This window comes from Micromonospora sp. NPDC007271 (assembly GCF_040634005.1).
Lineage (GTDB): Bacteria > Actinomycetota > Actinomycetes > Mycobacteriales > Micromonosporaceae > Micromonospora.
This window is the reverse complement of the sequence record NZ_JBEYER010000048.1, coordinates 1-17,575: the sequence shown is the minus strand read 5'-3', so window position 1 is coordinate 17,575 and position 17,575 is coordinate 1. Positions and strand designations below refer to the sequence as shown.

Here is a 17,575-nt window from a genome sequence, read left to right as displayed (position 1 = left end):
GTGGCGCACGTCAGGTGCGCCACCCCCGGCGCGGGCTCAGCGACCGGCCGTCACGACGGCGTCCCAGTCGATGACGTACCGCTGCTCGGGGCCGAGCGTCTTCTCCGGGTTCATCGCGATTCGGAGCAGCAGCGGCATCAGCACCGGCATCAACGCCCGCGCCACCGGACCCGGGGCCTTCGTGTGGTTGATCTTCGCCGCCCGTGCGGCGATCCCCTCCACCCGACCGCGCCGGAGCTGCTCGTAGGCGGCGAACGCGGACGGGAGGTCGGGCAGGTCACGCAGGCAGCGAGCGAGCTGCACGGCGCTCTCGATGGCCAGCGAGGCACCCTGGCCGGAACTGTTCGACGGCGCGTGCGCCGCGTCGCCGACCAGCACCATCCGCCCGCGGTGCCAGTGCCGGACCGGCGGCATGATGTGCAGGGAGCCCACCGTCAGCAGTTCGTCCTCGCGGCTGGTGCGCAGGAGCTCGCCGCCCGGGTCGTCGTCGCCGTACGCGGCCCGCAGCGTCCGCATCCAGTCGGCCGGCGGCACCGCGCGGGCCTCGGTGAGGCTCATCGGCCGTTCCTGCGGCAGGTTGGCGCCCCACCGGGTGCCGCCACCCGGCTCCGGCCAGTAGAGGTAGTAGGCGTTCCGGCCGTAGGCGAAGGTCATGGTGCCCGGCTCCGCCTCCACCTCGTGTCGCGCCACCGCCTCGAAGCCGAGCAGTCCGGTGAACCTCGGACCGGCCGCGTCCGAGTCGATCAGGGTGCGGACGGTTGACCGGATGCCGTCTGCGCCGATCAGGACGTCCGCCGTGGCCGTGCTGCCGTCGGCGAACCGGGCGGTGATCCCGCCGGCCGTCTCCCGTACGTCGACCAGGCGCTTGCCGTGCTCGATCACCACCCCCTCGGCGCGGGCGCGGTCGTGCAACGCGCGGTGCAGTTCGTTGCGGTGCACCACCTGCAACGGCGGCACGCCCGGCAGGCCCGGCAGCTCGATGCGCTTGCGGCCCACCGCCATCACCGTCCGGACGATCGGGGTGGCGATCGCGGTCACCGCCTGGTCCGCGTCGACGGCACGCAGCGCCGCGACGCCGTTGGGCGCGAGTGCGAGGGTGCCGCCGGCGCCGTCGCTGATGCTCGGGTACGCCTCGTGCACGGTGGCGGTGATGCCGGCGCGGTGCAGCGCCAACGCGGTCACCGGACCGGCGACGCCGCCGCCGATCACGATCGCTGTTCTCACTCTGGTCACGGTTCCCTCCCAGGGATCGTCGGTTGTCGGGCGTACGAACCGACCTGGAGGGAGCCCCGCTATCCTCGTGGTTGCCGCTTCGGGCTGGGCACTTCCGGTGTCGGTTCGAGGTAAGGGCCCCGGCCTGGTGTTGGCGCACCGTGCCGGGGCCGTCCATCACGGTGTGGCGTCGCTCCCCTCCCCGGCGCCCGGCTCCGCCGGGGACGTACCGGTCTCGTGGAAGGCTCGCCACTCGTCCAGGCCCGGGTAGCTGCCTGAGCTGAACTCGGCCAGCAGGCCGCGGATCCAGGCCGCCTCCGCCTCCTGGATGGCCAGGTCGTACTCCGACTCGACCAGGAACAGGCGCGGGACGGTGCGCAGGTGCTCGGCGAACGCGGCCCGATCGGCGGTGATCTGCTCCTCCAGCAGCGTCAGCCGCCGGCGCAGCAGGGTCGCCGCCTCGTCGGGGTGCAGCACGGCGAGCACCGACAGGCCGGCGCGGAAGCTCGACTGCTCCGCGACCGGGGTCGACACCAGCTCGCGGGTCCAGTCGACCAGCTCGGTCCGGCCGGAGTCGGTGATGCGGTAGACGGTGCGCTCGGGACGGCGGCCCTCGCGGACGCTCTCCACGGCCGCGATCAGGCCGTGCCGGTCCATGTTGCGGACGACCGTGTAGAAGGACCCCCACTTGATGCCCATGTCCTGGTCCTTGCCCCAGCCGCGGAGCGTCGTGGCGATCTCGTACGGGTGCATGGGCCGCTGGGCGAGGGCCGACAGCACGGCCAGGGCCAGCAGGTTGCCGACCTTCCGTTGCTGCGGCATGCCGTCCTCCGTCATTGCTCGTCTCCGATTACTTGTCGACGAGTATAAGCCTGGCCGGCGCGTCAGGGGAAGCCTCGACTTGAGCCGTCCGGCGGTGCGGACGTCGATCAGGGCCGAGACCGCCGGTACCGGGCCCCGGCCTACGATCGCGGGGTGGAGGAAGACATCCGGCGGATCGGGATCATGGGCGGCACCTTCGACCCGATCCACCACGGGCACCTGGTGGCGGCCAGCGAGGTGGCGGACCGGTTCGGCCTGGACGAGGTGGTCTTCGTCCCCACCGGGCAGCCCTGGCAGAAGGCGGACGAGCCGGTCAGCCCGGCCGAGGACCGCTACCTGATGACGGTGATCGCCACCGCCTCCAACCCGCGCTTCCAGGTGAGCCGGGTCGACATCGACCGGGGTCGCCCGACCTACACCGTCGACACGCTGCGCGACCTGCGCGCCGAGTACGGCCCGAAGGTGCAGCTCTTCTTCATCACCGGAGCGGACGCCCTGGAGCGCATCCTGTCCTGGAAGGAGGTGGACCGGATATTCGAGCTGGCGCACTTCATCGGGGTGACCCGCCCCGGCTTCGAGCTGTCCGACAAGCACCTCCCCGCGGACACGGTCAGCCTGGTGCAGGTCCCGGCGATGGCGATCTCCTCGACCGACTGCCGGGCGCGGGTCGCCCGGGGTGAGCCGGTCTGGTACCTGGTGCCGGACGGTGTGGTGCAGTACATCGCCAAACGGCGTCTCTACCAGCGGTGAATTCGGCGGGAATGTGAGCCTTTGCCCGGGTAATCGGCCAGAACTGACAAGTCGTTGCGCCGCCGGGTGTGAGACGCTTGGAGGGTCGCACGGTTGATCGAAGGAGAACGGTGACAGTTTCCGAACGCGCGCACGAGCTGGCGACGGCCGCCGCCCAGGCCGCGGCCGACAAGAAGGCACAGGACATCGTCATCATCGACGTGAGCGACCAGCTCGCCATCACCGACGCGTTCCTGCTGGCCGCCGCTCCGAACGAGCGACAGGTGCTCGCCATCGTCGACGCCATCGAGGAGCGGCTGCTGGAGCTGCCGGAGAAGGCCAAGCCGGTCCGGCGCGAGGGCGAGCGGGCCGGCCGGTGGGTGCTGCTCGACTACGTCGACATCGTGGTGCACGTGCAGCACACCGAGGAGCGCGAGTTCTACGCCCTCGACCGGCTCTGGAAGGACTGCCCGCAGGTCCCGTTCGAGGACCGCGACCTGGCCGACTCGGCCGCCGGCACCGCCAGCGCGGAATGACCCGTCTGATCATCTGGCGGCACGGCAACACCGACTGGAACGCCACCGGCCGGGTCCAGGGCCAGACCGACGTACCGCTAAACGACCTCGGCCGGGAGCAGGCCCGGGCCGCCGCGCCCGTGCTGGCCGCGCTGCGCCCGGACGCGATCGTCGCCAGCGACCTGCGCCGGGCCGCCGACACCGCCGCCGCCCTCGCCGCGCTGACCGGGCTGCCGGTCCGCACCGACGCCCGGTTGCGCGAGCGCCACTTCGGCCAGTGGCAGGGCCTCGCGCTCACCGAGGTCGCCGAGCGCTTCCCCGACGAGTACGCGCGCTGGCGCGCCGGCGACCCCGACCCGGGCGCCGGCATCGAGAGCCTCGACGACCTGGGCAAGCGGCTCGGCGCCGCCTTCCAGGACGCGGCCGACCTGGCCGTCGGCGGCACCGTCGTGGTGACCACGCACGGCGGCGGCGCCCGGCAGGGCGTCGGTCACCTGCTCGGCTGGGGTCACACCGTGCTGCGGACGGTCGGTTCGCTGGCCAACTGCCACTGGACCGAGCTGCGCCACGACGACGTCCGCGGTTGGCACCTGCGGGCGCACAACGTCGGGCTGATCACGCTGCCGGCGTTGACCGAGGCGGTCTGAGTCCTCCGGCCCGGGCGCGCCGTCCCGGCATCGGCTAGCGTGCCGGGCATGCCCGTCGCGGTCGTCACCGACTCCACCGCCTACCTTCCGCCCGAGCTGGTGCGCGCGTACCGGCTCACCGTCGTCCCGCTCACCGTGGTGCTGAACGGCGTGGAGGGGCTCGAAGGGGTCGAGGTGTCTCCCGACGACGCCAGCCGGGCACTGGGCGGCCGGCGGGTCGCCGCCAGCACGTCCCGGCCGGCGCCGGAACAGTTCGGGCAGGCCTACCGCGCGCTGCTGGCGGAGGGCGCCGAGGCGGTGGTCTCGGTGCACCTGTCGGCCGAACTCTCCGGCACGGTGGAAGCGGCCCGGCTGGCCGCCGCCGAGGTCGGCGACCGCGTCGCCGTGGTGGACAGCCGATCGACGGGGATGGGCCTGGGCTTTCCGGTGCTCGCCGCGGCGGCGGCCGCCGCCGGGGGCGCGGACCTCTCCGGGGTACGCCAGGCGGCGGTCGACGCGATCGCCCGGACCACCATCTTCTTCTACGTGGACACCCTGGAGTTCCTCCGCCGGGGCGGCCGGATCAACGCGGCCGAGGCGCTGCTCGGCACCGCCCTGTCGGTGAAGCCGATCCTGCACATGCCGGACGGCGCGATCGTGGTGCGGGACAAGGTGCGGACCGCCGGCCGGGGCCTGGCCCGCCTGGTCGACCTGGCGGTCGAGGCGGCCGGCGATGCCGAGGTGGACCTTGCGGTGCACCATCTCGCCGCCCCGCAGCGGGCCGAGCAGTTGGTGACGGCGTTGACCGGGCGGCTCGGCGACCGCCTGCACGACACGTACGTCACCGAGGCCGGCGCGGTGGTGGCGGCGCACGCCGGGCCAGGGCTGGCCTGCGTGGTGATCCACCGCCGCCCGGGCATCTCGAGATCTTGGACAGTCACCGCCAGCAGCGAACGGTGACTGTCCAAGATCCGAATACGCGGCGTGGGTGGCGCAATGGGAGCGGGCCACCCGCGCTCACGGCAGCGGCTGGGGCGGGTGGGGGCCGACGTATCGCGAGTCCGGCCGGATGATCTTCGGGTCGTCGGCCTGTTCCAGCACGTTCGCACACCATCCGATGACCCGGCTGGTGGCAAAGGTCGGCGTGAACATCTCCCGCGGCAACCCGCACAGGTGCATGACGACGCCGGCGTAGTACTCCACGTTGGTGTGCAGTTCCCGGCCGGGCTTCAGCTCCGCCAGCAAGGACAGGACCCGCTCCTCGACGGCCACGGCGAAGTCCACCAGATCCCCGCCGAGGTCCTGGGCGATCCCCTTGAGCATGCGTGATCGCGGGTCCTCCGTGCGGTAGATCGGGTGCCCGAACCCCATGATCCGCTCGCCGTTCAGGATGCGCGAGCGCAACCACGAATCGGCCCGGTCGACGGAGCCGATGGCATCGAGGGTGTCGAGGGCCCGGCTGGGAGCCCCGCCGTGCAGGGGGCCGGAGAGCGCGCCGAGGGCCCCGCCGACGCAGGCGTAGATGTCGGCACCGGTGGAGGCGATGACGCGGGCGGTGAAGGTTGACGCGTTGAAGCCGTGATCCACGGTCGCGATGAGGTAGCGCTCGATCGCCCGGGCGTGGCGTTCGGACGGCTCCTTGCCGGTGACCATGTAGAGGTAGTTCGCCGCGTGCGACAGATCGTCGCGCGACTCGATCGGCTCCAGACCCGCCCACAGCCGGTACAACGCCGCCAGCAGACTGGGCGTGAGGGCACAGAGCGCCATGGCCTGCGCCCGCCGGTCGGCCGGCGACGTGTCGTACAACGGGCGGGCTCCGGCGGCAAGGCCGGCGACGGCCAGCGCGGCGCGTAGCCCGCTCATCGGGTCCTGCGACCGGGAGGCCGCGGCGATGCCGGGCAGCGCGGCGGCGACGGCGGGCGGGATGTGGCGCAGCGGGGCGACTTCCTGTTGGAGCGCACTGTCCCCGTCGGGCAGGGCACCGTCGATCAGCAGCGCCCAGACGTCCTCCAACGTGCGGCGCTCGGCCAGTTCGATCGCGGAGTACTGCCGGTAGTGGTAGAAGCCCTCGCGGCCGCGCACGCGGCCGATCGTGGTGTCGGTGACGACGACGCCGGCGAGGCCCCGGGGAGCGGTGATGGTGTCAGTCATGCCGGCAGCCTCACGTTGCCGGACGGGGCGGTCAACATTGATCCAGTCAATGTGAGAGCATGGCCACATGTCGGAGGACCAATTGCTGACGACGGCCGAGGTGGCCCACCGCCTGCGTATCAAGCCGGAGACGATCTACGCCTACGTCAGCCGAGGGTTGCTTGACAGGGTCAAGGTTCCCGGCGAGCGGATCAGCCGCTTCCGGCTGGTCGACGTCGAGCGGCTGGCGGCCCGCACCCAGGCGACCCGGCCGGAACGCGATGCCGCGCCCGCCATGCGGACCGGCACGACGCTGATCGCGTACGGGCGGCTCCACTACCGGGGGTTGGACGCGGCCAGGCTCGCGCCGGTGACCCCGTTCGAGGAGATCGCGCGGTGGCTCTGGACGGGCGAACGGCCGGCGAAGCCTTTTGTGGCGTCCGCAGAGACCGTCGAGCGGGCGAGGCAGGCGAGCAGTCACCTGCCGGCCCAGGCCCGACTCTTCGATCGGCTGCCGGTGATCGTCGCCGTCGCGGCCGCGATGGATCCGCTCCGCTTCGACCTGGCGCCCGCCACCGTGACGGGTCTCGCGCCCGCGCTGCTGTCCACCATGGTCGACGCCCTGCCGCTCGCGGGCGAAGCAGCCCCGGACGACGGCCTGGCGGCCCGTTTGTGGCTGCGGTTGACCGACCGGCCGGCCTCCGTAGCGGGCCTCCGCGCGCTCAACGCCGCCCTCGTCCTACTCGCCGATCATGACCTGGCCGCCTCGACCATCGCGGTACGGGTTGCGGCCTCGACCCGGGCAAATCCCTACGCGGCCGTGCTGGCGGGCCTCGGCGCGCTGGACGGGCCGATGCACGGGGCGGTGGGCAGCAGCGTCTACCGGATGATCGGCGCGGCGCTGCGGGAAGGGGCGCCGGCCGCGGTCGCCGAGTGGCTCCGGAGCGGCGGCCTGCCCGGGTTCGGGCACTTGCTGTACCCGGCGGGTGATCCGCGGGGAGCGGCCCTCCTCGAACTCGTCGCGGCACTGCCGCTCGAGGGCGAGCTGCGGCGGGCCGTCGACGACCTGATCGCCACGGCGGCGCGGCGGGGCGTCCTGCCCAATGTCGACTTCGCCGTCGCCGCGTTGGCGCATGCGACCGGCATGGGCCCGGGTGCCGGGGAGGTGATCTTCGCGATCGCCCGGACGGCGGGCTGGGTCGCCCACGTCATCGAGGAGTACACCCAGCCGGCCAACCGGTTCCGCTGGAGCAGCGGCTACACCGGGCCACCGCCCGAATCGGCGTGAACTCCCTTTCCGGGCTGACTGCCCCGTGCGGTGCTGCCGGCGGGCCCTCCGCCTCGCGTGATAGCACAGCATGGGCTTGATCAGGCGTTTGTCCACAGGGAGGCGCTCCGTCCACAGGACGACCACCGGGACCTGAACGCCACCCCTGGTCCGGCCTAGCCTCGCGCCGTGTCCGACGACGAGGAAAGCGCGGTGCGACGACGGCTGGCCCGGCTGTTCGAGCCGAGTTCGCGCCACGAGCCGGCCTGGCCGATCGTCGACCTGGTCCCGGCGACGCCCCGGCGCGAGGCGGGAGCGCGGTCGCTGCCGGGCCAGCCCGACGCGATCGTGCCGCCCGCGGCCGGGCCCGCCTCGCGCTTCGGGCCCGCGTCGCGCTCCGCGCTGGTGGACTCAGACGCGCCGGCGCCGCGTGCGGCCGGCCTCGCCGAGGCCACCCTCGCCGACGAGGCCGAGCAGGAGTCGCCGCGCACCGGTCGGCTCTCCCGGCTGCCGGGGCCGGGCGCCTTCGACCCCGGCCGGCGCGGGGTCCGGGCGCTGGCGGTCGTCGCCGCCGTCGTGGTGCTGGTCGCCGGGGTCTGGGCCTGGCGGTCCCGGCCGCGCGCCGAGCCGGTCCGACCGGCGGCGACGGTCGCCGCGCCCGACGAGGCGCAGCCGTCCCCGGCCGCGCCGTCCGGAGCGGGCGGCGAGGTGGTGGTCGCCGTCGCCGGCAAGGTACGCCGTCCCGGGCTGGTCCGGCTGCCGGCCGGCGCCCGGGTCGGCGATGCCGTCGAGGCGGCCGGCGGCGCGCTGCCCGGGGTGGATGTGGCCCTGCTCAACCCGGCCCGCAAGGTCACCGACGGCGAGCTGATCCTGGTCGGCGTGGCCGCCCCGCCCGGCCAACCGGGTCAGCCCGCGCAGCCCGGTCAGCCGGCGGGCGGCCCGGCGGCCGGCGGCGGTACGCCGGGCGGCCTGGTCAACCTGAACACCGCCACGCTTGCCGAGCTCGACGCGTTGCCCGGCGTCGGCCCGGTGCTCGCCCAGCGGATCCTCGACCACCGTGAACGCCACGGCGGGTTCCGGTCGGTCTCCGGCCTCCGCCAGGTCGAGGGCATAGGCGACGCCCGGTACGAGCAGCTCAAGGACCTGGTGACGGTGTGAGCGCCGCGCGGGACTCCGACCCCCGTGAGGTTCCCGACCTGCGACTGGCCGGCCTGGCCGTGGCGGCCTGGCTCGCCGCCCTGGCCGGGCTGCACCAGAGCGCGGCGACCATGGCCACGCTCGCCGCCGGTGCCGCTGGCCTTGCCGTCCTCCTCGGCCTGTACCTGTGCGGCCTGCTGGGCCGGCCGGCCGCTCCCGTCCGCCGGTACGGCTGGATCGCGGTCGCCGTGCTGCTCGGGGTGGTCTGCGGCGCGGCGGCCACCGCCGCCCGGGTCGCCGTCCGCGACGCCGCGCCGGTGCGGGCGCTCGTCGACGAGCGGGCCCTGGTCACCGTCGAGCTGGTGGTCCGGGACGACCCGCGCCCGATCCGGGGTGCCGCCGGCCGGCCGTCCACCGTGCTCCTTCGCGCCGACCTGGTACGCCTCACCGACTCCGCCGGACGCCAGGTCGCCGGGTCGGTGCGCGGCCTGGTGCTGGCGTCCGATCCCGCCTGGCGTGCGCTGCTGCCGGGACAGCGGGCAACCGCCCGGGGACGGTTGTCGGCCCCGCGCGGCGGGGACCTGACCGCGGCGGTGCTCTCGGCGAACGGGCCACCCACCCGGCACGGCGTGCCGCCCTGGCCGCAGCGGGCCGCCGGCGCCCTTCGCGCCGGGTTGCAACGCGCCTGCGAGCCGCTTCCCGACGAGCAGGGTGGCCTGTTGCCCGGCCTGGTCGTGGGAGACACCAGCCGGCTGCCGCCGACAGTGGAGGAGGATTTCCGAACCACCGGGATGACCCATTTGAACGCGGTGTCCGGTTCCAACGTGGCCATCGTCGTCGGTGCGGTGCTGCTGCTCGCCCGCTGGGCCCGAGCCGGCCCGTGGACGGCCGCCGTCCTCTGCGTGGCCGCCCTCGTCGGGTTCGTCATCCTGGTCCGGCCGTCCCCGAGCGTGGTCCGGGCCGCCGCGATGGGGGCGATCGGCCTGGCCGCGCTCGCCGCCGGGCGACCCCGGGCCGCGCTGCCGGCGCTCGCCGCCGCGGTGACCGTGCTGGTGCTGATCGACCCCGACCTGGCCGGGGACCCGGGGTTCACGCTCTCCGTCTGCGCCACGGCCGGGCTGCTGCTGCTCGCCCCCGGGTGGCGGGACGCGCTGCGTCGCCGGGGAGTGCCGGTGGGGTTGGCCGAGGCGCTGGCGGTGCCGGCCGCCGCCCAACTCGCCTGCGGGCCGGTGATCGCCGGTCTCTCGGGGACGGTGAGCCTGGTGGCGGTGCCGGCGAACCTGCTCGTGGTGCCGGCGGTCGCGCCCGCCACCGTGCTGGGCGTGATCGCCGCCGTGGCATCGCCGATCTGGCCGGCAGGCGCGGAGTTCGCCGCCTGGCTGGCGAGCTGGCCGGCCTGGTGGCTGGTGGTCGTCGCCCGGCAGGGGGCGCGACTGCCGGGCGGGACGCTGCCCTGGCCGGGCGGGGTGACCGGCGCGCTGCTGCTGACCGCCGTCAGCGTGGCGCTGCTGCTCGTCGCCCGGCGCCGGGCGCTCCGGCGGCTCGTCGCGGTCTGCGCGGCGGCGGTGGTGCTCGGTACGCTCCCGGTCCGGCTGCTGGCCGCCGGTTGGCCGCCACCCGGCTGGGTGATCGTGGCCTGCGCGGTGGGGCAGGGTGACGCGGTGGTGCTGCCGGTCGCCGCCGGGCGGGCGGTGGTGGTGGACGCCGGCCCGGAGCCGGCCGGGGTCGACGCCTGCCTGCGCCGGCTCCGCGTACGCGAGGTTCCGCTGCTGGTGGTCAGCCACTTCCACGCCGATCACGTGGGCGGGATCGCCGGGGTGTTCCGCGGGCGCCGGGTGGCGGACGTGGTGACCCCGGAGTGGTCGGAGCCGCCCTTCGGCGTGTCCGAGGTACGCGCCGCCGCGCGGACCGGTGGCGCCGGGTTGCGTGCCGTGCCGGCGGGCTGGCGCTGGCGGGCCGGGGGAGTGGAGCTGACCGTCATCGGGCCGCCGTACCCGCTGCGGGGCAGCCGGTCGGATCCGAACAACAACTCGCTGGTGCTGGCGGCCAGGGTGGCCGGGGTGCGGATCCTGCTGCCCGGCGACGCCGAGACGGAGGAGCAGCGGGCGCTGCTGGAGGCCGCACCGCCCGGCGCGGTCCGGGCCGACGTGCTGAAGGTCGCCCACCACGGCTCGGCGTACCAGGATCCGGAGTTCCTGGCGGCGGTCCGGCCGGCCGTCGCGCTGGTCTCGGTGGGCGTCGGCAACGACTACGGGCACCCCAACCCGGGCCTGCTCGACCGGCTGGGCCGGGCCGGCGCCCGGGTGCTGCGGACCGACACGGACGGCGACATCGCCGCGGTACGCGACGGTCCCGGCCTGGCGGTGGTGACCGGCGGCGTCCCGCTGGGCCGGCACCGGTGAGCGCGCTCGGCGGCGCCCGCCGGAGCGGCCGAGGCGACTTGTTGGCATAGAAGGTGGATCGACTCAAATGTCTGGATTCGCGCTGAGTGCGGGCTCCAGCGTCACGGCCGCCGATGAGCAGGCACGATCCGGCCGGAGGCCGTGCGAGTATGGGCGACGTGACCCCCGCCAGCCTGCCTCCTATTCTGCTCGTTCTCGGCGACGAGGAACTGCTCGCCACGCGCGCGGTCACCGAAGCCGTCGCCCGGGCCCGCAGTGTCGATCCGGACGTGGACGTCCGCGACTACCAGGCCGGTTCCCTGACGGTGGGTGAGATCGACGAGATGCTGAGCCCGTCGCTGTTCGGCGGGCGACGGGTGCTCGTGCTCCGGTCCGGCCAGGACGCCCGCAAGGACCTGGTCACCGCGCTGCTGGCGTACGCGAAGCACCCGGATCCCGACGTGCAGCTGGTGGTGCTGCACCTCGGCGGCGCGAAGGGGAAGGCGTTCGCCGACGGGCTGCGCGCGGCGGGCGCGACGGTGGTGCCGGCGGCGAAGCTCAAGGGGCACCGGGAGCGGGTCGCCTTCGTGCGGGACGAGATCCGCCGCAACGGGGGAAAGTGCACCGAGGACGCCGCCGAGGCGCTGATCGCCGCAGTCGGCACCGACCTGCGGGAGCTGGCTGCCGCCTGCTCGCAGCTCGTCGCCGACACCGACGGGCGGATCGGGGCGGACACGGTGGCCCGCTACTACCGGGGCCGGGTGGAGGTGAGCGGCTTCACCGTCGCCGACGCGACGATGGTCGGTGACGTTCCCGCCGCCCTGGAGGCGCTGCGCTGGGCGCTGCACGTCGGTGTCGACCCGGTGCCGATCGCCGACGCGCTCGCCGACGGCGTGCGTACGGTGGCGCGGGTCGCGTCCGCCGGGCGGGGCAGCCCGTACCAGCTGGCAAGCAGCCTGGGCATGCCGGCGTGGAAGATCGAGCGGGCCCAGCGGCAGGGCCGGGGCTGGACCCCGGAGGGCCTGGTCGAGGCGATGCGGGTGGCCGCCGAGTGCAACGCGGCCGTCAAGGGGGGCGCCGACGACCGGGCGTACGCGCTGGAGCGGGCGGTGTTCTCCGTCGCCGCGGCCCGGCAGGGCGGGGCCCGGTGACCCGACCGGCTCGGTCCTGGGCGACGGTGCCGAGCGACGAGGAGCGGTACCGCCCGCTCTACGCGCGGGTGCTCGGGCTGCGCTTCGTCAACCCGGGCGGGGTGCTCTGCTTCCTCTTCTTCGAGGGGACGGTGGCGCTCGCTGTGCTGCTGGCCCTCGCCGAGCTGGTCAGCTGGTGGGCGGTGCTGGTGCTGCCGGCCGTGGTCGCGGCGATGGTGAAGCTCAACGACCTGGTCGCCGAGGTGGTGATCCGCACCGCGGCCCAGGTGCCGGAGCAGGAGCGGGACCGCTTCCGCCGGCAGATCGAGCCGGTGGTCGGGCGGGCCCGCGTGCCCACCGCGGCTCGGGCGCTGCCCGGCGGGCGGCGGAGGCAGCGGCCCTGAAACGCCGACAGCCGGAAGCCCCGGGTTGTCCCCCCGGGGCTTCCGGTCAGCGTTGAGAAGCGCTCGTCAGGCCGAGAACGAGGCGACGCGCTTGGCGATCGCCGACTTCCGGTTGGCCGCCTGGTTGGCGTGGATGACGCCCTTGCTGGCAGCCTTGTCCAGCTTGCGGGTTGCGTCCCGCATCAGGGTGGTGGCCAGCTCGGCGTCGCCAGCCTCGGCAGCCTCGTGGAACTTCCGGATGGCGGTCTTCAGCGACGACTTGACCGACTTGTTACGCAGCCGGCGCTTCTCGTTCTGCCGGTTGCGCTTGATCTGGGACTTGATGTTCGCCACGCGACAGCCTCGTCTTGATAGCTCGGGTTGGTCTGCTTTCGCGCACGACGAGCATGCGTCATCGCCGCGCGAAAAGCCAGGTTACCAGGTCGGCCGGGACGAGCCAAAACGGCTCACGCCGGGACGAGCCAAAACGGTTCACGCCCAGCCCCGCCGGGCGGCCAGCCAGCCGAGCGCCTGCTCGCCGCTCCACCGCTGGTGGGTGCGGATGTGCGGGGAGGCCGTCGACGGCCCGGCGGCGGCGCTGGTCAGGAGGTATCCGGACAGCGCCGCGAGGGTGACGTCCAGCGCGTCGGCCGGGGCGCCGGCCGACGCCGGGTGGGTGGCGAAGGCCAGGTCCGCGTCCAGGCCGCTGGCGTACGCCGTGACCAGCAGGCCGGCCAGGTCGAACCAGCCCGGCCCGTGGCAGAGCCAGTTCCAGTCGCAGATCCACGCCCGCCCCGCCGGGTCGATCAGGACGTTGTCCACCCGCAGGTCGCAGTGGGCCAGCCCGCCGTGCTCGGCGTAGCCGGGAAGCCGGGACTCCAACGCGACCAGCTCGCCCAGCGGGGCCCAGGCGGGCAGGTCCGGGGTCGGCTCACGGCCGGCAGCCACCTCGCCCCACCAGAGGATGTCGTCGCGGGCCAGGTCGGTGAGGCGGGGCAGCCCGAGCGCGACCAGGTCCGGGGGCGGCTCGGCGAGCGCGGCGGCCACCTCGGCGTACGCGGCGAGGGCGGCGTGCAGCTCGGCCGGGTCCCAGGGCAGCCGGGGCGTCCGCCCGTCGATCGCGTCCAGGGCGAGCGCGTACCAGCCGGCCTCGGTGAGCGCCCAGCGCGGCCGGGGGACCGGCAGGCCGGCGGGGAGCCGGGCCAGGATCGCCGCCTCGTGGGCGTACCAGTCGACCAGGTGGCGCTGCTCGGCCAGCGCCGCCGCCTTCACGAAGACCCCGCCGCCGTCGGGACCGGTCAGCACCGCGGCGAAGCCCCGGGTGAAGCCGGCACCGGCCGGCCGGACCGCCACCGGGGGCCCGCCGAGCCGGGCCGTCAGCGCCTCCCGCAGTCCCGCCGGCAGCTCCGCCCACGCGGGGCGGACGGCCGTCGCGTCGTACGGCACCGGGGGCAGGGCGATCGGTGGCACGTCACCATGCTGCCCCACCGGAGTGTCGTACGCCGCTGGCAGCATCCAGGGCGTGGAGATGGACGAGTTCTGGGCGCTGATCGAGGCCTCCGACGACGGCAGCCGGACGCCCGACGAGCGGCTGGCCTGGCTCACCGACCGGCTGGCCGAGCGGCCCGCCGGGGACGCGGTGGAATTCGCGCTCCGGCTGGACGAGGCGCGGGCCCGGGCGGACACCTGGCGGCTGTGGGGTGCCGCCTCGCTGATCTGCGCCGGGCTCTGCTCCGACGACGGCTTCCACTACTTCCAGGCCTGGCTGGTCGGGCTCGGGCGGGAGACGTTCGAGCGGGTCGTCGCCGATCCGGACATGCTCGCCGACGTGCCGCAGGTGCGGCGGCTCGCCGGCCGGCGGGTCGACGGGTGGGACGACGACGAGTGGCCGGACTGGGAGGGCCTGGACTACGTCGCCGACGAGGCGTACGAGCGGATCACCGGCGCGGCCGACGCGGTCGACGACGAGGCCGAGGCGCGCGGGCGGGAGCTGGGCTGTTCGCCCGATCCACGCGACGAGGAGTGGGACCTGCACGACCCGACCGAGCTGGGCCGCCGCTACCCGCGGCTGGCCACGATGTTCCCGCTGCCGTCGGCGCGGCGGGTTGCCGGCCGGAGTGTCTGGGAGACTGCCAGGCCATGAGGACCGACGACTTCTGGCAGCTGATCGACCAGGCCCGGGCCGGGGCCGGGGGCGAGGCCCACGCGGTCGCCGCCCGCGCGGTCGCCCTGCTCGCGGAGCGCGAGCCGGAGGAGATCGTCGGGTACGCCCACCACCAGCAGCGGGTGCTCGCCGCCTCCTACCGGGTCGACCTGTGGGGCGCGGCGTACCTGATCAACGGGGGCGCCTCGGACGACGGCTTCGAGTACTTCCGGGGCTGGCTGATGGCGCAGGGCCGGCCGGTCTTCGCCCGGGCCGTCGCCGACCCGGATTCGCTCGCCGAGCTGCCCCAGGTCCGGGCCGCCGCGCTCAGCGGCGAGGAGTTCGAGTGCGAGGAGATGCTGGCGGTGCCGTGGGAGGCGTACCGGAAGGCGACCGCGGCGGAGCTGCCGGCGGACCGCGCGCCGGTCCCGGTGCCCGACCTGAACGACTTCTGGGACTTCGACGACGAGGGGGAGGTCACCCGGCGGCTGCCCCGCCTCGCCGCACTCTTCGCCGCACCGCCGCAGGAGTGACCGGGGCGGGCCGGCGTCCCGGGCGACGTGGGAGCATAGAGGGGGCCGGCGTCGCGCCGGCCCGCTCACGTCAGCCGACCAGAACGGACCGCTGTGCCACCGACGCTCGATCCCGGCGCGAACGCTCCTGGTGCCACCGACCCGGCGCGCATCAGGAACTTCTGCATCATCGCCCACATCGACCATGGGAAGTCGACCCTGGCCGACCGGATGCTGCAGCTCACCGGCGTGGTCGATCCCCGGCAGATGCGCGCCCAGTATCTCGACCGGATGGACATCGAGCGCGAGCGCGGCATCACCATCAAGAGCCAGGCCGTCCGCATGCCGTGGACCATCCGGGAGGGCGACCGGGCCGGCGAGACCGCCGTGCTCAACATGATCGACACCCCGGGTCACGTCGACTTCACCTACGAGGTGTCCCGGTCGCTCGCCGCCTGCGAGGGCGCGATCCTGCTGGTCGACGCCGCCCAGGGCATCGAGGCGCAGACCCTGGCCAACCTCTACCTGGCCCTCGAGAACGACCTGCACATCATCCCGGTGCTCAACAAGATCGACCTGCCGGCCGCCCAGCCCGAGAAGTACGCCGAGGAGCTGGCCCACCTGATCGGCGGAGACCCGGCGGACTGCATCAAGGTCTCCGGCAAGACCGGCGAGGGCGTGCCGCACCTGCTGGACGAGATCGTCCGGCAGTTCGTGCCGCCGGTCGGCGAGGCCGAGGCCCCGGCCCGCGCGATGATCTTCGACTCGGTGTACGACGTCTACCGGGGCGTGGTCACCTACGTCCGGGTGATCGACGGCCGGATCGAGGCCCGCGACCGGATCAAGATGATGTCCACCGGCGCCGTGCACGAGTTGCTGGAGATCGGCGTCATCTCGCCGGAGATGCAGAAGGCCAACGCGCTCGGCGTCGGCGAGGTGGGCTACCTGATCACCGGCGTGAAGGACGTGCGCCAGTCCCGGGTGGGTGACACGGTCACCATCAACACCCGGCCGGCGACCGAGGCGCTGGGTGGCTACAAGGACCCGAAGCCGATGGTCTACTCGGGCCTCTACCCGATCGACGGCTCGGACTACCCCAACCTGCGTGACGCGCTCGACAAGCTCAAGCTCAACGACGCCGCGCTGACGTACGAGCCGGAGACCTCCGGCGCGCTCGGCTTCGGCTTCCGTTGCGGCTTCCTCGGCCTGCTGCACCTGGAGATCATCCGGGAGCGGTTGGAGCGGGAGTTCAACCTCGACCTGATCTCGACCGCGCCGAACGTGGTCTACCGGGCCATCCAGGAGGACGGCGAGGAGGTCGTGGTCACCAACCCGAGCGAGTACCCGACCGGGAAGATCGCCGAGGTGTACGAGCCGACGGTCCGGGCCACCGTGCTGACCCCGAACGACTACGTCGGCGCGGTGATGGAGCTGTGCCAGGGCCGCCGGGGCAGCCTGCTCGGCATGGACTACCTCTCCGCCGACCGGGTGGAGCTGCGCTACACCCTGCCGCTGGCCGAGATCATCTTCGACTTCTTCGACCAGCTCAAGAGCCGTACCAAGGGCTACGCCTCGCTGGACTACGAGCCCTCCGGCGAGCAGGCCTCCGACCTGGTCAAGGTGGACATCCTGCTGCACGGCGAGCCGGTGGACGCGTTCAGCGCCATCGTGCACAAGGAGAAGGCGTACAACTACGGCACGACGATCGCGGCGAAGCTGCGCGCGCTGATCCCGCGCCAGCAGTTCGAGGTGCCCATCCAGGCCGCCATCGGCAGCCGGGTGATCGCCCGGGAGACGATCCGCGCCATCCGCAAGGACGTGCTCGCCAAGTGCTACGGCGGTGACATCAGCCGTAAGCGCAAGCTGCTGGAGAAGCAGAAGGAGGGCAAGAAGCGGATGAAGATGGTGGGCCGGGTGGAGGTTCCCCAGGAGGCCTTCATCGCCGCGCTCTCCTCCGACTCCGGGGACGGCAAGCCCGCCGGCAAGAAGTAGCCCCTCCGGTACGTCGACGAACGGCCGGCGCCCCGCCAGGTGACCTCTATCCGGGTTCCCGTGCGGGGCGCCGGCCGTTCTCGCGTCTGGCCGGAGGGCCGCGGCATCGGTCCCGGCGGGTCCCCGGCATCGATCGTCGACATCGGGCATGGGTCGAACCGGTTTGGCTTTTCGGCGGGTCGGGAACTTACCGCTCACGACAGGAACCACACAGAACGTGTGAAACTTCTTGGGAGGAGACGACCATGACCGTCACGGGTATCATCACCGCACTGATCGTCGGTCTGATCATCGGTGCGCTGGGCCGCCTGGTCGTGCCGGGCCGGCAGAACATGCCGATGTGGCTGCACATGCTGATCGGCGTCGGCGCCGCGCTGCTCGGCACCGTCATCGCGCGGGCCTCGGGTTTCGCCGATACCGCTGGTATCGACTGGCGTGAGCTGCTGCTGCAGGTCGTGCTGGCCGCCGTCGCCGTGGCCATCGTGGCCGGTGTGGGTGGTCGGCGCAGTGTCTCGCGCTACTGACCCACCTGTGAAACGCCGGGCCCGCTCCAGCAGCAGCTCCCCGGTGCGGTGGTCCGGGTAGGCCTCGGCCAA

Annotated in this window: 18 protein-coding genes; 13 read left to right on the top strand and 5 right to left on the bottom strand. The window is 73.8% G+C overall.

From position 1 onward, the window contains the following. Positions 1-36 precede the first annotated feature (36 nt). Together ABZ570_RS18515 and ABZ570_RS18510 are read right to left on the bottom strand one after the other, a co-directional pair. Positions 37-1,224 (bottom strand): NAD(P)/FAD-dependent oxidoreductase, encoded by a 1,188-nt coding sequence (locus tag ABZ570_RS18515; protein ID WP_358064577.1) that lies wholly within the window; start codon positions 1,222-1,224, stop codon positions 37-39. Between the two features lie 165 nt (positions 1,225-1,389). Continuing rightward, on the bottom strand, positions 1,390-2,034 hold the full coding sequence (locus ABZ570_RS18510) for a PadR family transcriptional regulator (RefSeq protein ID WP_358064574.1): 645 nt from the start codon (positions 2,032-2,034) through the stop codon (positions 1,390-1,392). Positions 2,035-2,187: 153 nt separating this feature from the next. Between ABZ570_RS18510 and nadD the strand changes: the two genes are divergently transcribed. From nadD to ABZ570_RS18490, 4 genes are all read left to right on the top strand, one after another. After that, positions 2,188-2,784: a nicotinate-nucleotide adenylyltransferase gene (gene nadD, locus ABZ570_RS18505; RefSeq protein WP_358064571.1), complete on the top strand. Its 597-nt coding sequence runs from the start codon at positions 2,188-2,190 to the stop codon at positions 2,782-2,784. Positions 2,785-2,894: 110 nt separating this feature from the next. Beyond that, positions 2,895-3,299, top strand: a complete 405-nt coding sequence (gene rsfS, locus ABZ570_RS18500; protein ID WP_358064568.1) for a ribosome silencing factor — start codon at positions 2,895-2,897, stop codon at positions 3,297-3,299. Further along, positions 3,296-3,925: a histidine phosphatase family protein gene (locus ABZ570_RS18495; RefSeq protein ID WP_358064566.1), complete on the top strand. Its 630-nt coding sequence runs from the start codon at positions 3,296-3,298 to the stop codon at positions 3,923-3,925. Before rsfS ends, ABZ570_RS18495 begins: the two co-directional genes overlap by 4 nt. A 48-nt stretch (positions 3,926-3,973) precedes the next feature. Continuing rightward, positions 3,974-4,864 (top strand): DegV family protein, encoded by an 891-nt coding sequence (locus ABZ570_RS18490; protein WP_358064563.1) that lies wholly within the window; start codon positions 3,974-3,976, stop codon positions 4,862-4,864. A gap of 57 nt (positions 4,865-4,921) precedes the next feature. Here the strand turns inward: ABZ570_RS18490 and ABZ570_RS18485 are convergent, their stop codons facing one another. Then, positions 4,922-6,055, bottom strand: coding sequence for a citrate synthase (locus tag ABZ570_RS18485; protein ID WP_358064560.1), 1,134 nt, complete (start codon positions 6,053-6,055; stop codon positions 4,922-4,924). A 67-nt stretch (positions 6,056-6,122) separates the two neighbouring features. Here ABZ570_RS18485 and ABZ570_RS18480 point away from each other — a divergent pair, with 67 nt between their 5' ends. From ABZ570_RS18480 to ABZ570_RS18460, 5 genes are all read left to right on the top strand, one after another. Further along, a complete protein-coding gene (locus ABZ570_RS18480) occupies positions 6,123-7,322 on the top strand; it encodes a citrate synthase (protein WP_358064558.1) in 1,200 nt (399 codons plus the stop codon). Positions 7,323-7,490: 168 nt separating this feature from the next. After that, complete coding sequence (locus tag ABZ570_RS18475) at positions 7,491-8,459, top strand: helix-hairpin-helix domain-containing protein (protein WP_358064555.1); 969 nt, start codon at positions 7,491-7,493, stop codon at positions 8,457-8,459. Next, a complete protein-coding gene (locus ABZ570_RS18470) occupies positions 8,456-10,840 on the top strand; it encodes a ComEC/Rec2 family competence protein (protein WP_358064552.1) in 2,385 nt (794 codons plus the stop codon). Before ABZ570_RS18475 ends, ABZ570_RS18470 begins: the two co-directional genes overlap by 4 nt. Positions 10,841-10,989: 149 nt before the next feature. Then, positions 10,990-11,970, top strand: a complete 981-nt coding sequence (gene holA / locus ABZ570_RS18465; RefSeq protein ID WP_358064549.1) for a DNA polymerase III subunit delta — start codon at positions 10,990-10,992, stop codon at positions 11,968-11,970. Beyond that, the gene (locus tag ABZ570_RS18460; protein WP_358064546.1) at positions 11,967-12,353 is read left to right on the top strand and encodes a hypothetical protein; all 387 of its coding nucleotides are present in this window, start codon (positions 11,967-11,969) and stop codon (positions 12,351-12,353) included. Before holA ends, ABZ570_RS18460 begins: the two co-directional genes overlap by 4 nt. A 66-nt stretch (positions 12,354-12,419) precedes the next feature. On the opposite strand, the gene rpsT is transcribed toward ABZ570_RS18460, so the two are convergent. Together rpsT and ABZ570_RS18450 are read right to left on the bottom strand one after the other, a co-directional pair. Beyond that, positions 12,420-12,686, bottom strand: coding sequence for a 30S ribosomal protein S20 (rpsT, locus tag ABZ570_RS18455; protein ID WP_358064543.1), 267 nt, complete (start codon positions 12,684-12,686; stop codon positions 12,420-12,422). A gap of 138 nt (positions 12,687-12,824) precedes the next feature. Then, a complete protein-coding gene (locus ABZ570_RS18450) occupies positions 12,825-13,847 on the bottom strand; it encodes an aminoglycoside phosphotransferase family protein (RefSeq protein ID WP_358064540.1) in 1,023 nt (340 codons plus the stop codon). On the opposite strand from ABZ570_RS18450, the gene ABZ570_RS18445 reads away from it, so the two are divergent. From ABZ570_RS18445 to ABZ570_RS18430, 4 genes are all read left to right on the top strand, one after another. Then, entirely contained in the window at positions 13,825-14,475 is a 651-nt protein-coding gene (locus tag ABZ570_RS18445) for a DUF4240 domain-containing protein (RefSeq protein ID WP_358064537.1), read from the top strand. The two genes, ABZ570_RS18450 and ABZ570_RS18445, sit on opposite strands and share 23 nt — an antisense overlap. After that, positions 14,472-15,008 carry a DUF4240 domain-containing protein gene (locus ABZ570_RS18440; protein ID WP_358064534.1) on the top strand — a complete coding sequence of 179 codons (537 nt, stop codon included), beginning with the start codon at positions 14,472-14,474 and terminating at the stop codon, positions 15,006-15,008. Before ABZ570_RS18445 ends, ABZ570_RS18440 begins: the two co-directional genes overlap by 4 nt. 93 nt (positions 15,009-15,101) lie before the next feature. Further along, positions 15,102-16,979: a translation elongation factor 4 gene (gene lepA / locus ABZ570_RS18435; protein WP_358064531.1), complete on the top strand. Its 1,878-nt coding sequence runs from the start codon at positions 15,102-15,104 to the stop codon at positions 16,977-16,979. A gap of 245 nt (positions 16,980-17,224) precedes the next feature. Continuing rightward, positions 17,225-17,503 carry a GlsB/YeaQ/YmgE family stress response membrane protein gene (locus ABZ570_RS18430; protein ID WP_358064528.1) on the top strand — a complete coding sequence of 93 codons (279 nt, stop codon included), beginning with the start codon at positions 17,225-17,227 and terminating at the stop codon, positions 17,501-17,503. Positions 17,504-17,575: the final 72 nt, after the last annotated feature.

What these genes read in the sequence shown, in the direction of transcription:
- ABZ570_RS18480 (WP_358064558.1), top strand. Translation starts at nt 6,123, where the DNA reads ATGTCGGAGGACCAATTGCTGACGACGGCCGAGGTGGCCCACCGCCTG.
- ABZ570_RS18450 (WP_358064540.1), bottom strand. Translation starts at nt 13,847, where the DNA reads ATGCTGCCAGCGGCGTACGACACTCCGGTGGGGCAGCATGGTGACGTG.
- ABZ570_RS18510 (WP_358064574.1), bottom strand. Translation starts at nt 2,034, where the DNA reads ATGCCGCAGCAACGGAAGGTCGGCAACCTGCTGGCCCTGGCCGTGCTG.
- ABZ570_RS18490 (WP_358064563.1), top strand. Translation starts at nt 3,974, where the DNA reads ATGCCCGTCGCGGTCGTCACCGACTCCACCGCCTACCTTCCGCCCGAG.
- ABZ570_RS18440 (WP_358064534.1), top strand. Translation starts at nt 14,472, where the DNA reads ATGAGGACCGACGACTTCTGGCAGCTGATCGACCAGGCCCGGGCCGGG.
- ABZ570_RS18430 (WP_358064528.1), top strand. Translation starts at nt 17,225, where the DNA reads ATGACCGTCACGGGTATCATCACCGCACTGATCGTCGGTCTGATCATC.
- ABZ570_RS18495 (WP_358064566.1), top strand. Translation starts at nt 3,296, where the DNA reads ATGACCCGTCTGATCATCTGGCGGCACGGCAACACCGACTGGAACGCC.
- holA (WP_358064549.1), top strand. Translation starts at nt 10,990, where the DNA reads ATGGGCGACGTGACCCCCGCCAGCCTGCCTCCTATTCTGCTCGTTCTC.
- ABZ570_RS18485 (WP_358064560.1), bottom strand. Translation starts at nt 6,055, where the DNA reads ATGACTGACACCATCACCGCTCCCCGGGGCCTCGCCGGCGTCGTCGTC.